The 14,321-nt window shown below is 67.6% G+C and carries 8 protein-coding genes; 2 read left to right on the plus strand and 6 right to left on the minus strand.

Going from position 1 to position 14,321, the window contains the following annotated elements:
- The first annotated feature begins 7 nt into the window (after positions 1-7).
- The gene (locus WOC76_RS17660) at positions 8-3,142 is read left to right on the plus strand and encodes an efflux RND transporter permease subunit (protein WP_341104982.1); all 3,135 of its coding nucleotides are present in this window, start codon (positions 8-10) and stop codon (positions 3,140-3,142) included.
- Complete coding sequence (locus tag WOC76_RS17665) at positions 3,139-6,237, plus strand: efflux RND transporter permease subunit (RefSeq protein WP_341104980.1); 3,099 nt, start codon at positions 3,139-3,141, stop codon at positions 6,235-6,237. The genes WOC76_RS17660 and WOC76_RS17665 overlap by 4 nt, the downstream gene beginning before the upstream one ends.
- A gap of 36 nt (positions 6,238-6,273) precedes the next feature.
- Here WOC76_RS17665 and WOC76_RS17670 read toward each other — a convergent pair whose 3' ends face one another.
- From WOC76_RS17670 to WOC76_RS17695, 6 genes are all read right to left on the minus strand, one after another.
- The gene (locus WOC76_RS17670) at positions 6,274-6,567 is read right to left on the minus strand and encodes a hypothetical protein (protein WP_341104979.1); all 294 of its coding nucleotides are present in this window, start codon (positions 6,565-6,567) and stop codon (positions 6,274-6,276) included.
- 140 nt (positions 6,568-6,707) lie between these two features.
- Positions 6,708-7,451, minus strand: a complete 744-nt coding sequence (gene bluB / locus WOC76_RS17675) for a 5,6-dimethylbenzimidazole synthase (protein ID WP_341389196.1) — start codon at positions 7,449-7,451, stop codon at positions 6,708-6,710.
- Complete coding sequence (gene cobD, locus WOC76_RS17680; protein WP_341104977.1) at positions 7,451-8,464, minus strand: threonine-phosphate decarboxylase CobD; 1,014 nt, start codon at positions 8,462-8,464, stop codon at positions 7,451-7,453. Before cobD ends, bluB begins: the two co-directional genes overlap by 1 nt.
- Complete coding sequence (locus tag WOC76_RS17685; RefSeq protein WP_341104974.1) at positions 8,461-9,918, minus strand: cobyric acid synthase; 1,458 nt, start codon at positions 9,916-9,918, stop codon at positions 8,461-8,463. Before WOC76_RS17685 ends, cobD begins: the two co-directional genes overlap by 4 nt.
- On the minus strand, positions 9,915-10,739 hold the full coding sequence (locus WOC76_RS17690; RefSeq protein ID WP_341104972.1) for a cobalt-precorrin-6A reductase: 825 nt from the start codon (positions 10,737-10,739) through the stop codon (positions 9,915-9,917). The genes WOC76_RS17685 and WOC76_RS17690 overlap by 4 nt, the downstream gene beginning before the upstream one ends.
- An 11-nt stretch (positions 10,740-10,750) precedes the next feature.
- Entirely contained in the window at positions 10,751-14,266 is a 3,516-nt protein-coding gene (locus WOC76_RS17695; RefSeq protein ID WP_341104970.1) for an indolepyruvate ferredoxin oxidoreductase family protein, read from the minus strand.
- Between the last annotated feature and the right edge of the window lie 55 nt (positions 14,267-14,321).

Here is a 14,321-nt window from a genome sequence, read left to right on the forward strand (position 1 = left end):
ACTCGAGATGAATGTTTCGGCGCCCTTCATCAAAAGGCCGGTGGCGACCTCGCTCATGGCCTTTGCGCTGCTGCTCTTTGGCGTTTTGGGCTATACGCGCCTCTCGATCTCGCCGCTGCCCCAGGTCGATTTTCCCACGATCCAGGTCACGACGCAGCTTCCCGGCGCCAATCCCGACACCATCGCCTCGCTGGTGACGGCCTCGCTCGAGCGGCAGTTCGGGCAAATTCCGTCGCTGACCAGCATGTCGTCGCAAAGCTCCTTCGGCCTCTCGCAGATCACGCTGCAATTCGATCTCGGCCGCGACATCGACGCCGCCGCCCAGGACGTTCAGGCCGCGATCAATTCCGCCGCCTCGACCCTGCCGCGCGACCTTCCCTATCCGCCGGTCTACGCCAAGGTGAACCCGGCCGACACGCCGGTCCTGACGCTCACCCTCGGCTCGAAGACCGCGACGCTGCGCGATCTCTCCGACCTCGCCGACACGCTGATCGCGCCCCAGCTCGCGCAGGTTTCGGGGGTGGGCCGCGTTTCGGTGCAGGGCGGCGTGCGCCCGGCGATCCGCATCGAGGCGGACCTCGCGCGACTCGCGGCGAACCGCATCGGCATGGAGGATTTGCGTCAGGCGGTCGCGAGCGCCAACAACGCCGGCGCCAAGGGGTCGCTCGAAGGCCAGCGCCAGTCCTACACGCTGGAGGCCAACGACCAGATTCTGCAGGCCAAGCAATACGAGACGATCATCGTCGCCTGGCGCAACAAGGCGCCGGTGATGCTGCGCGACGTGGCGAAGGTCTCCGACGGGCTCGAAAACGCCCGCGTCGGCGGCTGGCACAATGGCGAGCAGGCGATCATCCTCGACGTGATGCGTCAGCCGGGCGCCAATATCATCGCCACGGTCGAGCGCGTGAAAGAGACGCTCCCCAAGCTGCGCGGCGAATTGCCGGCGGGCATGAGCCTCGACATCGTCAACGACCGCACCGACACGATCCGCGCCTCGATTCACGAGGTGCAGCTCACCCTCGTCATCGCCGCGGGCCTCGTCGTCGCCGTGGTGCTGATGTTCCTGCGCAGCTGGCGCGCGACGCTGATCGCCGGCGTCAGCCTGCCGCTCTCGATCATCGCCACCTTCTTCGTGATGTGGGCGGCGGGCTTCTCGCTCGACAATCTGTCGCTGATGGCGCTCACCATCGGCACGGGCTTCATCGTCGACGACGCCATCGTGATGATCGAGAACGTCTTCCGCAATATCGAGCACGGCAAGACGCCGCTTCAGGCGGCGCTCGACGGCGCGCGCGAGATCGGCTTCACCGTCGTCTCGCTCACGGTCTCGCTCATCGCGGTCTTCATCCCGCTTCTGTTCATGACCGGCATCGTTGGCCGCATGTTCCGCGAATTCGCGCTGACGCTCTCGATCGCCGTCGTCATCTCGGCGGTCATCTCGCTGACGCTCACGCCCATGCTCTGCGCCGTGCTGCTGCGCGCCGCGCCGGAAAGCGGCGATTCCGCGTGGGAGAGAATGTCTCTCTGGCTCGACGAGAAATATTATCGCTCGCTCGACTGGGCGCTCGCCCATCAGCGATTCATGATGATCCTGACCGCCGGCACGCTGGCGCTCACCGTGGCGCTGTGGGCCTATATTCCGAAGGGCTTCCTGCCGCGGCAGGACACGGGCGTGCTCAGCGTCGTTCTGGAGGCTTCGCCCGACGCCTCCTTCGAGCGCATGAAGGCCCTGCAGGCGAAGGTGACCGATGTTTTCCGCAAGGACCGCGACGTCACGGGCGTGACCTCCGTGCTCGGCGTCGGGCCGCTCAACGCCACGACCAATGTCGGGCGTCTGACGGTGACGCTGAAGGACCGCGACCTGCGCGACGCGAGCGCCGACGAGATCGCCGACCGGCTCAAGAAGGAAGGCGAGAGGATCGCCGGCGCAACGCTGTTCATCGAGCCCGTGCAGGACATCCAGATCACCACGCGGCCGAGCCGCTCGCAGTATCAATACACGCTGACCTCGGCGGACTCGGGCGAATTGCTGCGCTGGTCGAACCGCCTGCTCGACCGGCTGCGCGCGACGCCCGGCCTGAAGAATGTCGCGGCCGAAACCCAGGACGGCGGCCTGCGCGCGCTCATGCGCATCGACCGCGACAAGATGGGCCGCCTCGGCATTTCGGCGCAGGACGTGGACAATGTCTTGAACGACGCCTTCGGCCAGCGCCAGATCTCGACCATCTACACCCAGTCGAACCAGTATCGCGTCATTCTGGAGGCCGCGCCGCAATATCTGCGCGACATGTCCGCGCTCGAAAAGCTTTACGTGGCGCCGGTCGGCGGCGGTCCGCAGACGCCGCTCGCGACCTTCGTGCATATCGAGAATGTCGCGGCGCCGCTTTCCGTGGCGCATCAGGACCAGTTCCCGGCCTCGACCATCAGCTTCGACCTCGCCAAGGGCGTGGCGCTCGGCGAGGCGGTGAAGATGATCGCGGCGGCCGAGGCCGCGATCGGCATGCCGCCGACCATCACCGGCGTCTTCAGCGCCGACGCGGCCGAGTTCAACAAGTCGCTTGCGAGCGAGCCCTGGCTCATTCTCGCCGCCGTCATCGCCATCTATGTGGTTCTGGGCGTGCTCTACGAGAGCTTCGCCCATCCCTTCACCGTGCTCACGACGCTGCCCTCCGCGGGCGTCGGCGCCTTGCTCGCGCTGCTGGCGCTCGGCATCGACCTCTCGATCGTGGCGCTCATCGGCATCGTGCTGCTCATGGGCATCGTGAAGAAGAATGCGATCATGATGATCGACTTCGCGCTCGAAGCCGAGCGGCTCGAAGGGCTTTCGCCGCAGGACTCCATCGTGCGCGCCGCGCAATTGCGTTTCCGCCCGATCATGATGACGACGCTCGCCGCGCTCTTTGGCGCCCTGCCGCTCGCCCTCGCCCATGGACCTGGCAGCGAGCTGCGCATTCCGCTGGGCGTCTCCATCATCGGCGGCCTGCTGATGAGCCAGGCGCTGACGCTCTATACGACGCCCGTCCTCTATCTACAGGTGGAGCGGCTGCGCGAGCGTCTTCTCGGCGCGAAGACCGAAGAGGCCGCCGACCAGGCACCCGCCGAAGCGGAGGAGCCGCCGCACCGGCGCGAGGCGGCCGAATGAACGTCTCCGAGCCCTTCATCCGCCGGCCGGTCGGGACCACCCTGCTCGCCGCCGCGCTGTTCCTGCTCGGCGCCGTCGCTTATTTCTTCCTGCCCGTCGCGAGCCTGCCGGCCGTGGATTTTCCGGCGATCGGCATCAGCGCCTCGCGGCCCGGCGCCGATCCCGAGACCATGGCGGCCTCCGTCGCCGCGCCGCTGGAGCGCCGCCTCTCCGGCATCGCCGGCCTCAACGAATTGACCTCGACCAGTTCGCTCGGCGCGACGCAGATCATCGCCCAGTTCGACATCGACAAGAACATCGACGCCGCCGCGCGGGACGTGCAGGCGGCGATCAACGCCTCTCTCGTCGATCTGCCGAGCGACCTGCCCGTGGCGCCGAGCTTCCGCAAGGCGAGCCAGTCGACCATGCCGGTGCTGGTGCTGGCGCTGACCTCCGACACGCTGCCGACCTCCGCCATTTTCGACGCGACCGACTCGATCATCGCCCAGCGCATTTCGCAGGTTCCGGGCGTCGCCGAAGCGCGCATCGCCGGCGCCGAACAGCCGGCGATCCGCGTGCAGGTCGATTCGGCGCGGCTCGCGGCGATGAATCTCGGCGTCAATGAAGTGGCGCGCGCGCTCTTTGCCGCCAATGCGCATTCGGCCGTCGGCGCGCTCGCCGGAACCACGCAGGAAATCACGCTCAGCGCGACCGATCAGCTCTCGACGCCCGAGGATTACCGCAACATCGTCGTCGCGTCGCGCAATGGCGCCGTGGTGAAGCTCGGCGATGTCGCGACCGTCGAGCGCAGCGTGCGCAACCGCATGTCGGCGGGCTGGTTCAACGGCAAACCGGCGGTGCTCGTCATCGTCACCAAGCAGCCCAGCGCCAATGTCATCGAGACCGTCGATCACATCAAGGCGCTGCTGCCGCAGCTCTCCGAGTGGATCCCCTCCGGCATCAAGATCGACGTGCTCTCGGACCGCACCCAGACGATCCGCGCCAGCATTCACGACATACAATTCACGCTCGCCATTTCGGTGGCGCTGGTGATGATGGTCGTCTTCGTTTTCCTGCGTCGCGCGACGCCGGTGATCGCGGCCGGCGTCACCGTGCCGCTCTCGCTCGTCGGCACTTGCGCCGCCATGTGGCTCGCGGGCTTTTCGATCGACAATCTGTCGCTCATGGCGCTCACCATCTCGGTGGGCTTCGTCGTCGACGACGCCATCGTCATGATCGAGAACATCGAGAGCAATCGCGAGAAGGGCCTCTCCCGCCTCGACGCGGCGCTCGTCGGCGCGCGGCAGATCGGCTTCACCGTGGTCTCGATCAGCCTCTCGCTGATCGCCGTCTTCATCCCGCTCCTCTTCATGGAAGGCGTGATGGGGCGGCTGCTGCGCGAATTCTCCGTCACGCTCACCTTCGCGATCCTCATCTCGACGGTCGTCTCGCTCACGGTGACGCCCATGCTCTGCGCCTGGCTGCCGGCGCCGGAGAAGAAGCAGCCGAGCCGCTTCGACCGCCTGATCGAGGGCGGCCTCGAGCGTGTCGTCGAATTTTACACGCGAACGCTGCGCCCCGTCGTCGATCATCCCTGGATCACGCTCGTCGTCATTCTCGGCGCCATCGTATGGACCGTACAGCTCTACCGCACCATTCCGAAAGGAAACCTGCCGCAAGACGACATCGGCCTGATCAACGGCACGACGGAAGCCTCGGCCGACGTCTCCTTCGAGGAAATGGCGCGCCTGCAAAGACGGGCGACGGAAGTGCTGCTCGCGGACCCCGACGTCGCCAATGTCGGCTCCTTCATCGGCGCCGGGCCGCTCACGGCCGCAGGAAATCAGGGCCGCCTGTTCGTCGCGCTGAAGCCGATCGGCCAGCGCAAGGTCTCGAGCAAGGAGGTGATCAACCGGCTGCGCAAGGAATTCGCCAAGATCGCCGGGCTCAGCGTTTTCATGGTGCCCTCGCAGGATTTGCGCAGCGGCGGACGCGTCAGCAAGTCGCAATATCAGTTCACTCTCGCCGACGCCTCGCTCGAAGAGCTCGAGGAGTGGCGCGAGAAAGTGCTCGCGCGCATGAAGAAGCTGCCCGAGCTCGTGGACGTGACCTCGGACAAGGAGCAGGGCGGCCTGCGCGCCTCGGTCATCATCGACCGCAACGCCGCCTCGCGCATGAATGTGCCGATCGCCGCGATCAACGCCGCGCTCAACAGCGCCTTCGGCCAGCGGCAGGACACGATCATCTACACGCAACGCAATCAGTATCGCGTCGTCTTCGAGACGCCGCCCGCGCGCCAGCGCGACATTCGCGACCTCGCCGGCGTCTATGTGTCGAGCGCCTCGGGCGTTCAGATTCCGCTGACCTCGCTCGCGCGCATCGAGCGCGGCTCCTCGCCGCTCGTCGTCAATCACCAGGGCGTGCTGCCGGCGGTGACCCTGTCCTACAATGTCGCGCCGGGCTCCACGCTCGACGCCGCGACGGCGGCGATCGAGACGATGATCGCCGAGCTCAATCCGCCGAGCAGCCTGCACACCGGCTTCGCCGGCGACGCCGCCGATTTCCGCAAGATCGCGCGCGGCATGGCGGCGCTCATTCTCGCCGCGCTGCTCGCGGTCTACATCATCCTCGGCATTCTCTACGAAAGCCTCCTGCATCCGATCACCATCATTTCGACCCTGCCTTCGGCGGGGCTCGGCGCACTGCTCTCGCTCGAGCTGTTTGGCGTCGAATTCACTGTGATCGCCTTCATCGGCATCCTGCTGCTCATCGGCATCGTGAAGAAGAACGGCATCATGCTCGTCGACTTCGCGCTTTCAGCCGAACGCGAGGAGGGTCTTTCGATTCACGATGCGGCGCTCGAAGCCGCGAAGGAGCGCTTCCGGCCCATTCTCATGACGACGCTCGCCGCCATGTTCGGCGCGCTGCCGCTCGCCTTCGCCTCCGGCATCGGCGCGGAACTGCGGCGCCCGCTCGGCATCACCATCATCGGCGGCCTGCTGCTGAGCCAGATTCTGACGCTCTACACGACGCCGGTGATTTATCTGCTCATGAGCAAATTGCGCCGCAAGCGCAAGGGCGCGACTGCGAGACAGGAGAGCGCGGCGGCCGCGTGAGGCGCGCCGCCAGGGCCGCCGAGAGGCGCAAGGAAGTTAATTCGCTCTCGCGTCGGGGTGTTCGAAGAAGAAGCGCAACACCTGCGCCTTGCCGCAATCCTCGATCGGCACGTGCCAGAACTTCGAGTCCATGTCGGGGAAGCGTTCCATCGGCAGATGGATTTCCGTCAGCCGCGCGCGATTGTCGAAGCCGCGCAGCATGGCGCTTTCGAGAAGCTTCAACAGCTCCTCCTCGCACTCCGGCACCTCCGTGACGGTCACGACGGTGTTGTTGGCAAGCAGGAAGGCTTTGTCGAAATATCGTTCGATGGTCGCCGGCGCCATGGTCATGCGTCTCCGCAGCTCCCGAAAACATGGAGCGTCGCGATGATTCCCAATTGCCAACGCAACGGCAAACGTCTTCGTTTGCGACGCTTAAGATGGCGTTGACGATCGAGGAATTGCTCGCCGGTTGCTATTTGGTAAAGGAATTAAGGCAGCTTTGTGGAGGGGCAAGAGCGGTCCCCCCCGCGTCCCCAGCGGTCTTCGAAGACGAGCGATTCCAGCGGCAGACGCGACGCCCAGCGCTTCACCTCCAGTTCAGGTTTGCTGTAGGCGCGTTCGACGAATCCGACGCAAAGATAGGCGACGACGGCGATGTCCTGCGGCACGCCCAGAATGTCGCGCAGCTCGCTCTCGCGCAAAATGCTGACCCAGCCGACGCCGACGCCTTCGACGCGCGCGGCAAGCCACAGATTTTGAACGGCGCAGGCGGTGCTCAGAAGATCGGTGTTGGGCTGCTGCGTGCGGCCGAGTCCCGTCGCGCCGTGGCGGCTGCGGTCGCAGGTGACGCAGATGTTGACGGGCGCCTTGAGAATGCCTTCGAGCTTGAGATTCCGATAGTGGCTGCGCCGCGCCGGATCGAGCATCTGCTCTTCCGCGGCGGCGGCGCGCAGAAAGGCGTCGTGCACGGCGCCGCGCACCGCGCGGTCGCGAATCACGATGAAATTCCACGGCTGCATGAAGCCGACCGACGGCGCGTGATGCGCGGCGTCGAGAATGCGCATGAGGATGTCCTGCGGAACGTCCTCGCCGAGGAATTCATTGCGCACGTCGCGCCGCGTGTGGATCGCCCGATAGACGGCGGCCCGCTCCGCCGCGTCGAAGGGCGCGGCGGGGCCGAGCGCCTCGGCCGCCTCATCCGCGGCTATTGGCCGCATCGTGTCCTTCGCCATCAGAGCGCCTCCAGGGCGGCCGCGAGCCGGCGCCAGGCGCCCTCATCGGCGGGAAGGCCGAATCGCAGCCAGCTCGGGCGCTCGGGAAAGGCCCGGACGAGAACGCCCCTTTCGCATAAGGCGGCGAACCGCTCGCCCGCCCGCGCGTGGCGAACGAGGCGAAAGAGCGAGACGCCGCCGAGAGGCTCGAAACCGGCCTGCGCCAGCGCCGCGTCGAGACGCGCGGCCTCGGCGGCGCAGGTCTCGGCCGCCGCCTGCCGCCAGCCAAGATCGGAGAGCGCCCGGGCGCCGATCGCGAGCGCCGGCCCGGAGACGGCCCATGGCCCGATAACGGCGCCCAGCGCGCCGGCGCGGATCGGCGCGCAGATCGCAAAGCCAAGCCTGACGCCCGCGAGTCCATAGGCCTTGCCGAAGGAGCGCAGCAGCACGACGCCCTCGAGCGCGGCGAGCGCGACGCTGCTTTTTTCGGGGAGAAAATCCATGAAGGATTCGTCCAGCACGAGAAGGCCGCCCTTGCGCGTCATCTCTTCCGCGAGCGGCGCGATCGCTTGCGGCGAGAGCAGGCGCCCGTCGGGATTGTTGGGATTGACGATGACCGCCGCGTCGAAATCCGAAAGGTCTTCGAGGCGTGCGACCGGCGTCACTTGCGCCCCGGCGGCGGACCAGCAGGCGGCGTGCTCGGCATAGGTGAAGCCCAGCACGCCGACGCGACGCGCCGGAAAGACGCGCGGCATGAGCTGGATGAAGGCCTGCGCCCCGGCCCCGGCGACGATCGCCGCCCCGTCGGGCGCGCCATAGGCGGCGCGCGCGGCGGCGAGCAGCGCGGCGAGAGCGTCCTCGTCCGGCAGGCGCGTAAAGACCTCGAGGGCGAGCGGCGGCGGCGGATAGGGGCGCGGATTGATGCCCGTCGACAGATCGATCCAGGGCTGCGGCGCATGGGGATACAGGCGGCGCGCGGCGTCGAGGCGGCCGCCATGTGCGAGGGCCGGCGAAGCGCAAGGATGCGCCGTCATCGGGCGATCTCCAGCAGCGCGTCGAGGTCGATGAAGCTTTCGCAATGGGCCGCGAGGGCGTCGAGCGTCTCCTCGATCGACGCCTCGAAGCGCAGCGGCGACGCCTCGGCGCCGATCGCCGCCAGAAAGGCGGAGCGCAGGGCGTCGTCGGCGAAGAGCCCGTGCACATAGGCGCCCATGACGAGGCCATCCGTGGAGACGGCGCCGTCGAGGCGCCCGTCGTCGAACCGCAGCAGGGGCCGCGCGCAGGCCGCGCCCGAGGTTTCGCCGACATGCATCTCATAGCCGTGAAACGGCGCGTCGAAGGCGAGCCCGCGTCCGCCGACGGCGACGAGCGTCTTCGTGTCGGTCAAAACCGTTTCCATGTCGAGAAGGCCGAGACCCTGCGCCTCGCGCACGGCGCCTTCCATGCCCAACGGATCACGAATGGCGCGCCCAAGCATCTGATAGCCGCCGCAAATGCCGAAGACCCGCCCGCCGCGCCGGACATGTGCGAGAATGTCGGTGTCCCAGCCATGGGCGCGCAGCGCGGCGAGATCGGCGATCGTCGCCTTGGAGCCCGGCAGAACCACGAGCCGCGCCGCCGCCGGAACGGGATCGCCCGGCGCGATGAAGCGCAGATCGACGCCCGGCTCCGCCTTCAGCGGATCGAGATCGTCGAAATTGGCGATATGGGGCAGCAGCGGAACGGCGACGACGACGCCCTCCTTTTCCCTGGCGCGTGCGCTTTTCAGGCCGAAGGCGTCCTCGGCCGGCAGACGCGCGGCGCGCTCGAAATAGGGCAGAAGCCCCAGCGCGCGCCAGCCGGTGCGCTCGGCCACGAAGCGCATCCCTTCGTCGAAAAGGGAGGCGTCGCCGCGAAATTTGTTGACGATGAAGCCTTCGATCATCGCCGCGTCGTTCGCGTCGAGCACCGCCTTGCAGCCGACGAGCTGGGCGATGACGCCGCCGCGGTCGATGTCGCCGACGAGCACGACCGGCGCGTCCGCCGCGCGGGCGAAGCCCATGTTGGCAATGTCATTGGCGCGCAGATTGACTTCCGCCGCGCTCCCCGCGCCTTCGACGATGACGAGATCGGCCGTCGCGCAGAGGCGCGCGAAGCTTTCCATCACGGCGGGCATGAGTTTGGGCTTCCAGCTCTGATAGTCGCGCGCCGTCGCCTGTCCGGCGATCCGGCCGCGCACCACCACCTGCGACCCATTGGCGCCCTGCGGCTTGAGAAGGACCGGGTTCATGTCGACGCTTGCGGCAAGCCGCGCGGCGCGCGCCTGCAAGGCCTGGGCGCGGCCGATCTCGCCGCCGTCTTCCGTCACGGCGGCGTTGTTCGACATATTCTGCGGCTTGAAGGGCGCGACCCGCAGGCCGCGATTGACGAAGGCGCGCGCGAGGCCCGCGACGACGAGCGACTTGCCCACGTCCGACCCCGTGCCCTGAATCATCAGCTTGCGGCTCATGACGCCAGAAAGGCCAGAACGGCGTCGATGTCCTGCGCGACCGCGACGCCTTCGCGCGGGGGCGGCGCGATCATGACGACGGGAAGCCCGAGCGCCCGCGCCGCCTCGATCTTGGCGTAGGTGAGGGCGCCGCCGCTGTTCTTGCTCACGACAATCTCGATCCGCCGCGCGCGCATGAGGGCGATTTCATCCTCGCGCGCGAAAGGGCCGCGCGCGGCGACGAGTTCACAGCTTGGCGGCAGGTCCTTCGGGTCGGGTCGCTCGATCACGCGCAGCACATAATCATGCTGCGGCGCGGCGCGAAAGTCTGCAACGCCCTGACGGCCGATCGTGAGAAAGACCCGGCGCGGCGTTTCGCCCAATGCGGCGGCCGCGGCGGCGTTGTCCTTGACCTCGATCCACCGGTCGCCGGGCTCGGGCGCCCAGGGTGCGCGCGCATGGGCGATGAGCGGCAAGTCGAGCGCCGCGCAGGCCGCGCGGGCGTTTGCAGAGATCTGCGCCGCGAAGGGATGGGTGGCGTCGACGACATGGGTGAAGCGCCCCTCGGCGAGATAGCGCGCGAGCCCCTCGGCGCCGCCGAAGCCGCCGACGCGCGTCGGCAGCGCCTGCGCCAGCGGCGCGCTGGTGCGGCCGGCGAGCGAAACGACGCCCTCGACGCCGAGCTCGGCCAGACGCGCGGCGAGCGCGCGGCCTTCGCTCGCGCCGCCGAGCAGCAGCACGCGCACGCCCTTGCCTTGCGCAGGTCCTGTCTCCGCTGGGGAGAGGGTCGGAGCGACTGCATCGCCCCGGCGCGTCGCCCCGCCGCCTGGATGCCGGATCATTGCCGCGACGCTCACTCCGCCGCGAGCTTCACGGCCGCCGGGCTGCGGAACTCGGCCATGAGACGCGCCCGCTCGATCTCGGCCGCCGCGATGTGGCGGCCCTTGATATGGCCGAAGCCGCGAATCTTTTCGGGAAGCCGCGCCAGCGCCACGGCGGCGGCGTGATTGTCGGGCGTGAGCGAGACGAGGATGTCGTCGAGCAGCGCCTCGTAATCCGCCAGAAGCTTGCGCTCGACGATCCGGTCGTTGTTGAAGCGCGTCACGTCGAACCAGCGACCGCGAATCCATTTGAGCCGGGCCAGAACCTTCATGACCGAAAACATCCACGGCCCGAAGGTGATCTTGCGCGAGCCGCCGAAGTCGGTCTTGCGCTGAAGGAAGGGAATGGGCGGCGCGAGATGCAGTTCGAGGCGAAGATCGCCTTCGAACGTCTCGGCGAGCTGGCGCTGGAACGCTTCGCTCGTATAGAGCCGCGAGACTTCGAACTCGTCCTTGAAAGCCATCAGCTTGAAGAGATAGCGGGCGGCCGCCTCGGTCAGTTCGGTCGAGCCGGGAGCGCGCGCCGTCTCGACCCGCGCGATGGCCTCGACGCGGGCGCGATAATGCGCGCTATAGGCTTCGTTCTGATAGTCGACGAGGAAAGCGGCGCGCCGCTCGATGACGTCCTCGAGCGTCTTCGAGCGCTGCTTCGCCTCCGTCGGACGGCGCAGCGATTGCACGACCGCCTCGACGCTCTTCATGTCATGCGCGGCGCGGCGGCCCCAAAGAAAGGCCGAATGATTCATCGGCACGGATTCGCCGTTGAGCTCGATGGCGCGCAGGATCGCCGCCTCGGAGAGCGGCAGATAACCCTTCTGCCAGGCGTAGCCGAGGATGAAGATATTGGCGGCGATGGAGTCGCCGAGCAGCGCCTGGGCGAGCGCGGTCGTGTCGATGAAGATCGACTCCGGCCCGGCGGCGCGGCGGATCGCCTGCTTGATCTCTTCCGACGGCAGGACGAAATCCGGATTGCGCTCGATGTCGCCGGGAAAGACTTCGGCGCTGTTGACGAGCACGGCCGTCTTGCCCTGCTCCACCGCGGCGAGCACCTGCCGCGCGCCGGCCACGACGAGATCGCAGCCGAGCAGCAGATTCGCTTCGCCTGCGGCGATGCGGATCGCGTGAACGTCGGCCGGCGCGCGGCCGATCTTCACATGGCAATAGACGGCGCCGCCCTTCTGCGCGAGGCCGGCCATGTCGATGACGCCGACGCCCTTGCCCTCGAGATGCGCGGCCATGCCGAGAATGGCGGAAACCGTCACGACGCCCGTGCCGCCGAGGCCCGCGATCAGAACCCCATAGGGCGTCGCGCCGATCTCAGCGATCTTGGGCTCGGGCAGCGCGGGCTGGCCGTTGGCGTCCTCCTTCGTGGGCAGCGGCGCCTTTTTCATGCGGGCGCCGTGCACGGTCACGAAGCTCGGGCAGAAGCCCTCGAGGCAGGAGAAATCCTTGTTGCAGGCCGACTGGTCGATGCGGCGCTTGCGGCCGAATTCGGTCTCGACCGGCTGCACCGCGACGCAGTTCGACGCCGTGCCGCAGTCGCCGCAGCCTTCGCACACGAGCTCGTTGATGATGATGCGCGCGTCCGGATCAGGCATCAGGCCGCGCTTGCGCAGGCGGCGCTTTTCGGTCGCGCAGGTCTGGTCGTAGATGAGGACGGTGACGCCTTCCGTCTCCGACAGCTCGCGCTGCACCTCGTTGATGACGTTGCGGTGGTGAATGGTGAGGCCCGGCGGCCAGGCGATGGTCGGCGGATATTTGCCGGGCTCGTCCGAGACGAGCGCGATCTTCTGCACGCCCTCGGCCGCGACCTGCCGCACGATGGCTTCGACGCTGAGGCCGCCCTCGTGCTTCTGGCCGCCCGTCATGGCGACGACGCCATTGTAGAGAATCTTGAAGGTGATGTTGGTCCCGGCCGCGACGGCGAAGCGGATGGCGAGCGAGCCGGAATGATTATAGGTGCCGTCGCCGAGGTTCTGGAACATGTGCCGGCGCGTGGAGAAGGGCGCCTCGCCGATCCAGTTGGCGCCCTCGCCGCCCATATGGGTGTAGCCCTCCGTCGAGCGGCCCATCCATTGCGCCATGTAATGACAGCCGATGCCCGTATAGGCGCGCGCGCCCTCCGGCACATGGGTCGAGGTCGAGTGCGGGCAGCCGGCGCAGAAATGCGGCACGCGGACGGTGACGTCGGTCATCGTCTTGCGCCGGTCCTGCAGACGCTCCAGCCGGCGCACGCGCGCTTCGAGCTCCTCCGAGCCGTGGTATTTCAGCAGGCGCCGGCCGATGGCGATGGCGATGTCATTGGCGTCGAGCGCGCCCTTCGCGGGGAAGAGCCAGTCGCCGCGCTCGTCCGTCTTGCCGATGCAGACCGGCTGATGCGGCGCGCCATAGAGCGTCTCGCGCAGCTGGGATTCGATCAGCGAACGCTTCTCCTCGACCACCATGATGAGATCGAGGCCGCGCGCGAAGTCGAGAACGCCCTTCGGCTCCAGCGGCCAGGGCGCGCCGATCTTGTAGAGGCGCAGGCCGAGATCATTGGCGCGCGTCTCGTCTACGCCGAGATCGTCGAGCGCCTGACGCACGTCGAGATAGGACTTGCCGACGGTGATGACGCCGATCTTCGGGTTGGCGCCGCCCGAGGTGATGATCCGGTTGAGGCGATTGGCGCGGATGAAGGCGAGCATGGCGTCGCGCTTGCTCTCCTGCAGCCGCTCCTCCTGCGCGAGCACCGGATCGCTCGGGCGAATGTTGAGCCCGCCCGGCGGCATGACGAAATCATGAGGGATGACGGGGCGCACGCGCTCGAGCGAACCGTCGATCGAGGCGGTCGACTCGACCGTGTCCTTCAGAAGCTTCAGCCCGACCCAGACCCCGGCGAAGCGCGACAAGGCGAAGCCGTAGAGGCCGTAGTCGAGAATTTCCTGCACGCCCGCGGGAGACAGGATCGGCATCATCACATCGACGAAATGGAAGTCGGACTGATGCGCGGTCGTCGAGGATTCCGCCGTATGGTCGTCGCCCATCAGCGCGAGCGCGCCGCCATGGGGCGACGTGCCGGCGAGGTTCACATGGCGCAGGGCGTCGCCGCTGCGGTCGACGCCCGGCCCCTTGCCGTACCAGATGGAGAAGACGCCGTCATATCTGCCTTCGCCGCGCATCTCCGCCTGCTGGGCGCCCCAGATGGCGGTGGCGGCGAGATCCTCGTTCAGGCCCGGCAGGAAGAGAATGTCGTTTTGGTCGAAGAGCGGCTTCGCCTTGTGCATCTGGGCGTCGACGCCGCCCAGCGGCGAGCCGCGATAGCCGGTGATGAAGCCCGCCGTATTGAGCCCCGCGCGGCGGTCCCGCTCCTTCTGCATCAGCAGCAGGCGCACGATCGCCTGCGTGCCCGTGATCAGCACGCGATCGCGGGACAGGTCGAAGCGATCGGAAAGCCTTGCCTCGCCGAAGGCGGAGCCGGGGGTTACGTCGCCGGCGACGATATCCGCCATTCAACAACTCTCCTGCGCGAAAACGGCGATGCGCGCTTCGGTTGTGCGCCAGAAC

It is taken from the genome of Methylocystis sp. IM3, assembly GCF_038070105.1.
Classification (GTDB): Bacteria; Pseudomonadota; Alphaproteobacteria; order Rhizobiales; family Beijerinckiaceae; genus Methylocystis.

Coding starts and splice junctions, on each gene's coding strand:
- WOC76_RS17685 (WP_341104974.1), bottom strand. CDS start 9,918: ATGAGCCGCAAGCTGATGATTCAGGGCACGGGGTCGGACGTGGGCAAG.
- cobD (WP_341104977.1), bottom strand. CDS start 8,464: ATGACGGCGCATCCTTGCGCTTCGCCGGCCCTCGCACATGGCGGCCGC.
- bluB (WP_341389196.1), bottom strand. CDS start 7,451: ATGGCGAAGGACACGATGCGGCCAATAGCCGCGGATGAGGCGGCCGAG.
- WOC76_RS17660 (WP_341104982.1), top strand. CDS start 8: ATGAATGTTTCGGCGCCCTTCATCAAAAGGCCGGTGGCGACCTCGCTC.
- WOC76_RS17695 (WP_341104970.1), bottom strand. CDS start 14,266: ATGGCGGATATCGTCGCCGGCGACGTAACCCCCGGCTCCGCCTTCGGC.
- WOC76_RS17670 (WP_341104979.1), bottom strand. CDS start 6,567: ATGACCATGGCGCCGGCGACCATCGAACGATATTTCGACAAAGCCTTC.
- WOC76_RS17690 (WP_341104972.1), bottom strand. CDS start 10,739: ATGATCCGGCATCCAGGCGGCGGGGCGACGCGCCGGGGCGATGCAGTC.
- WOC76_RS17665 (WP_341104980.1), top strand. CDS start 3,139: ATGAACGTCTCCGAGCCCTTCATCCGCCGGCCGGTCGGGACCACCCTG.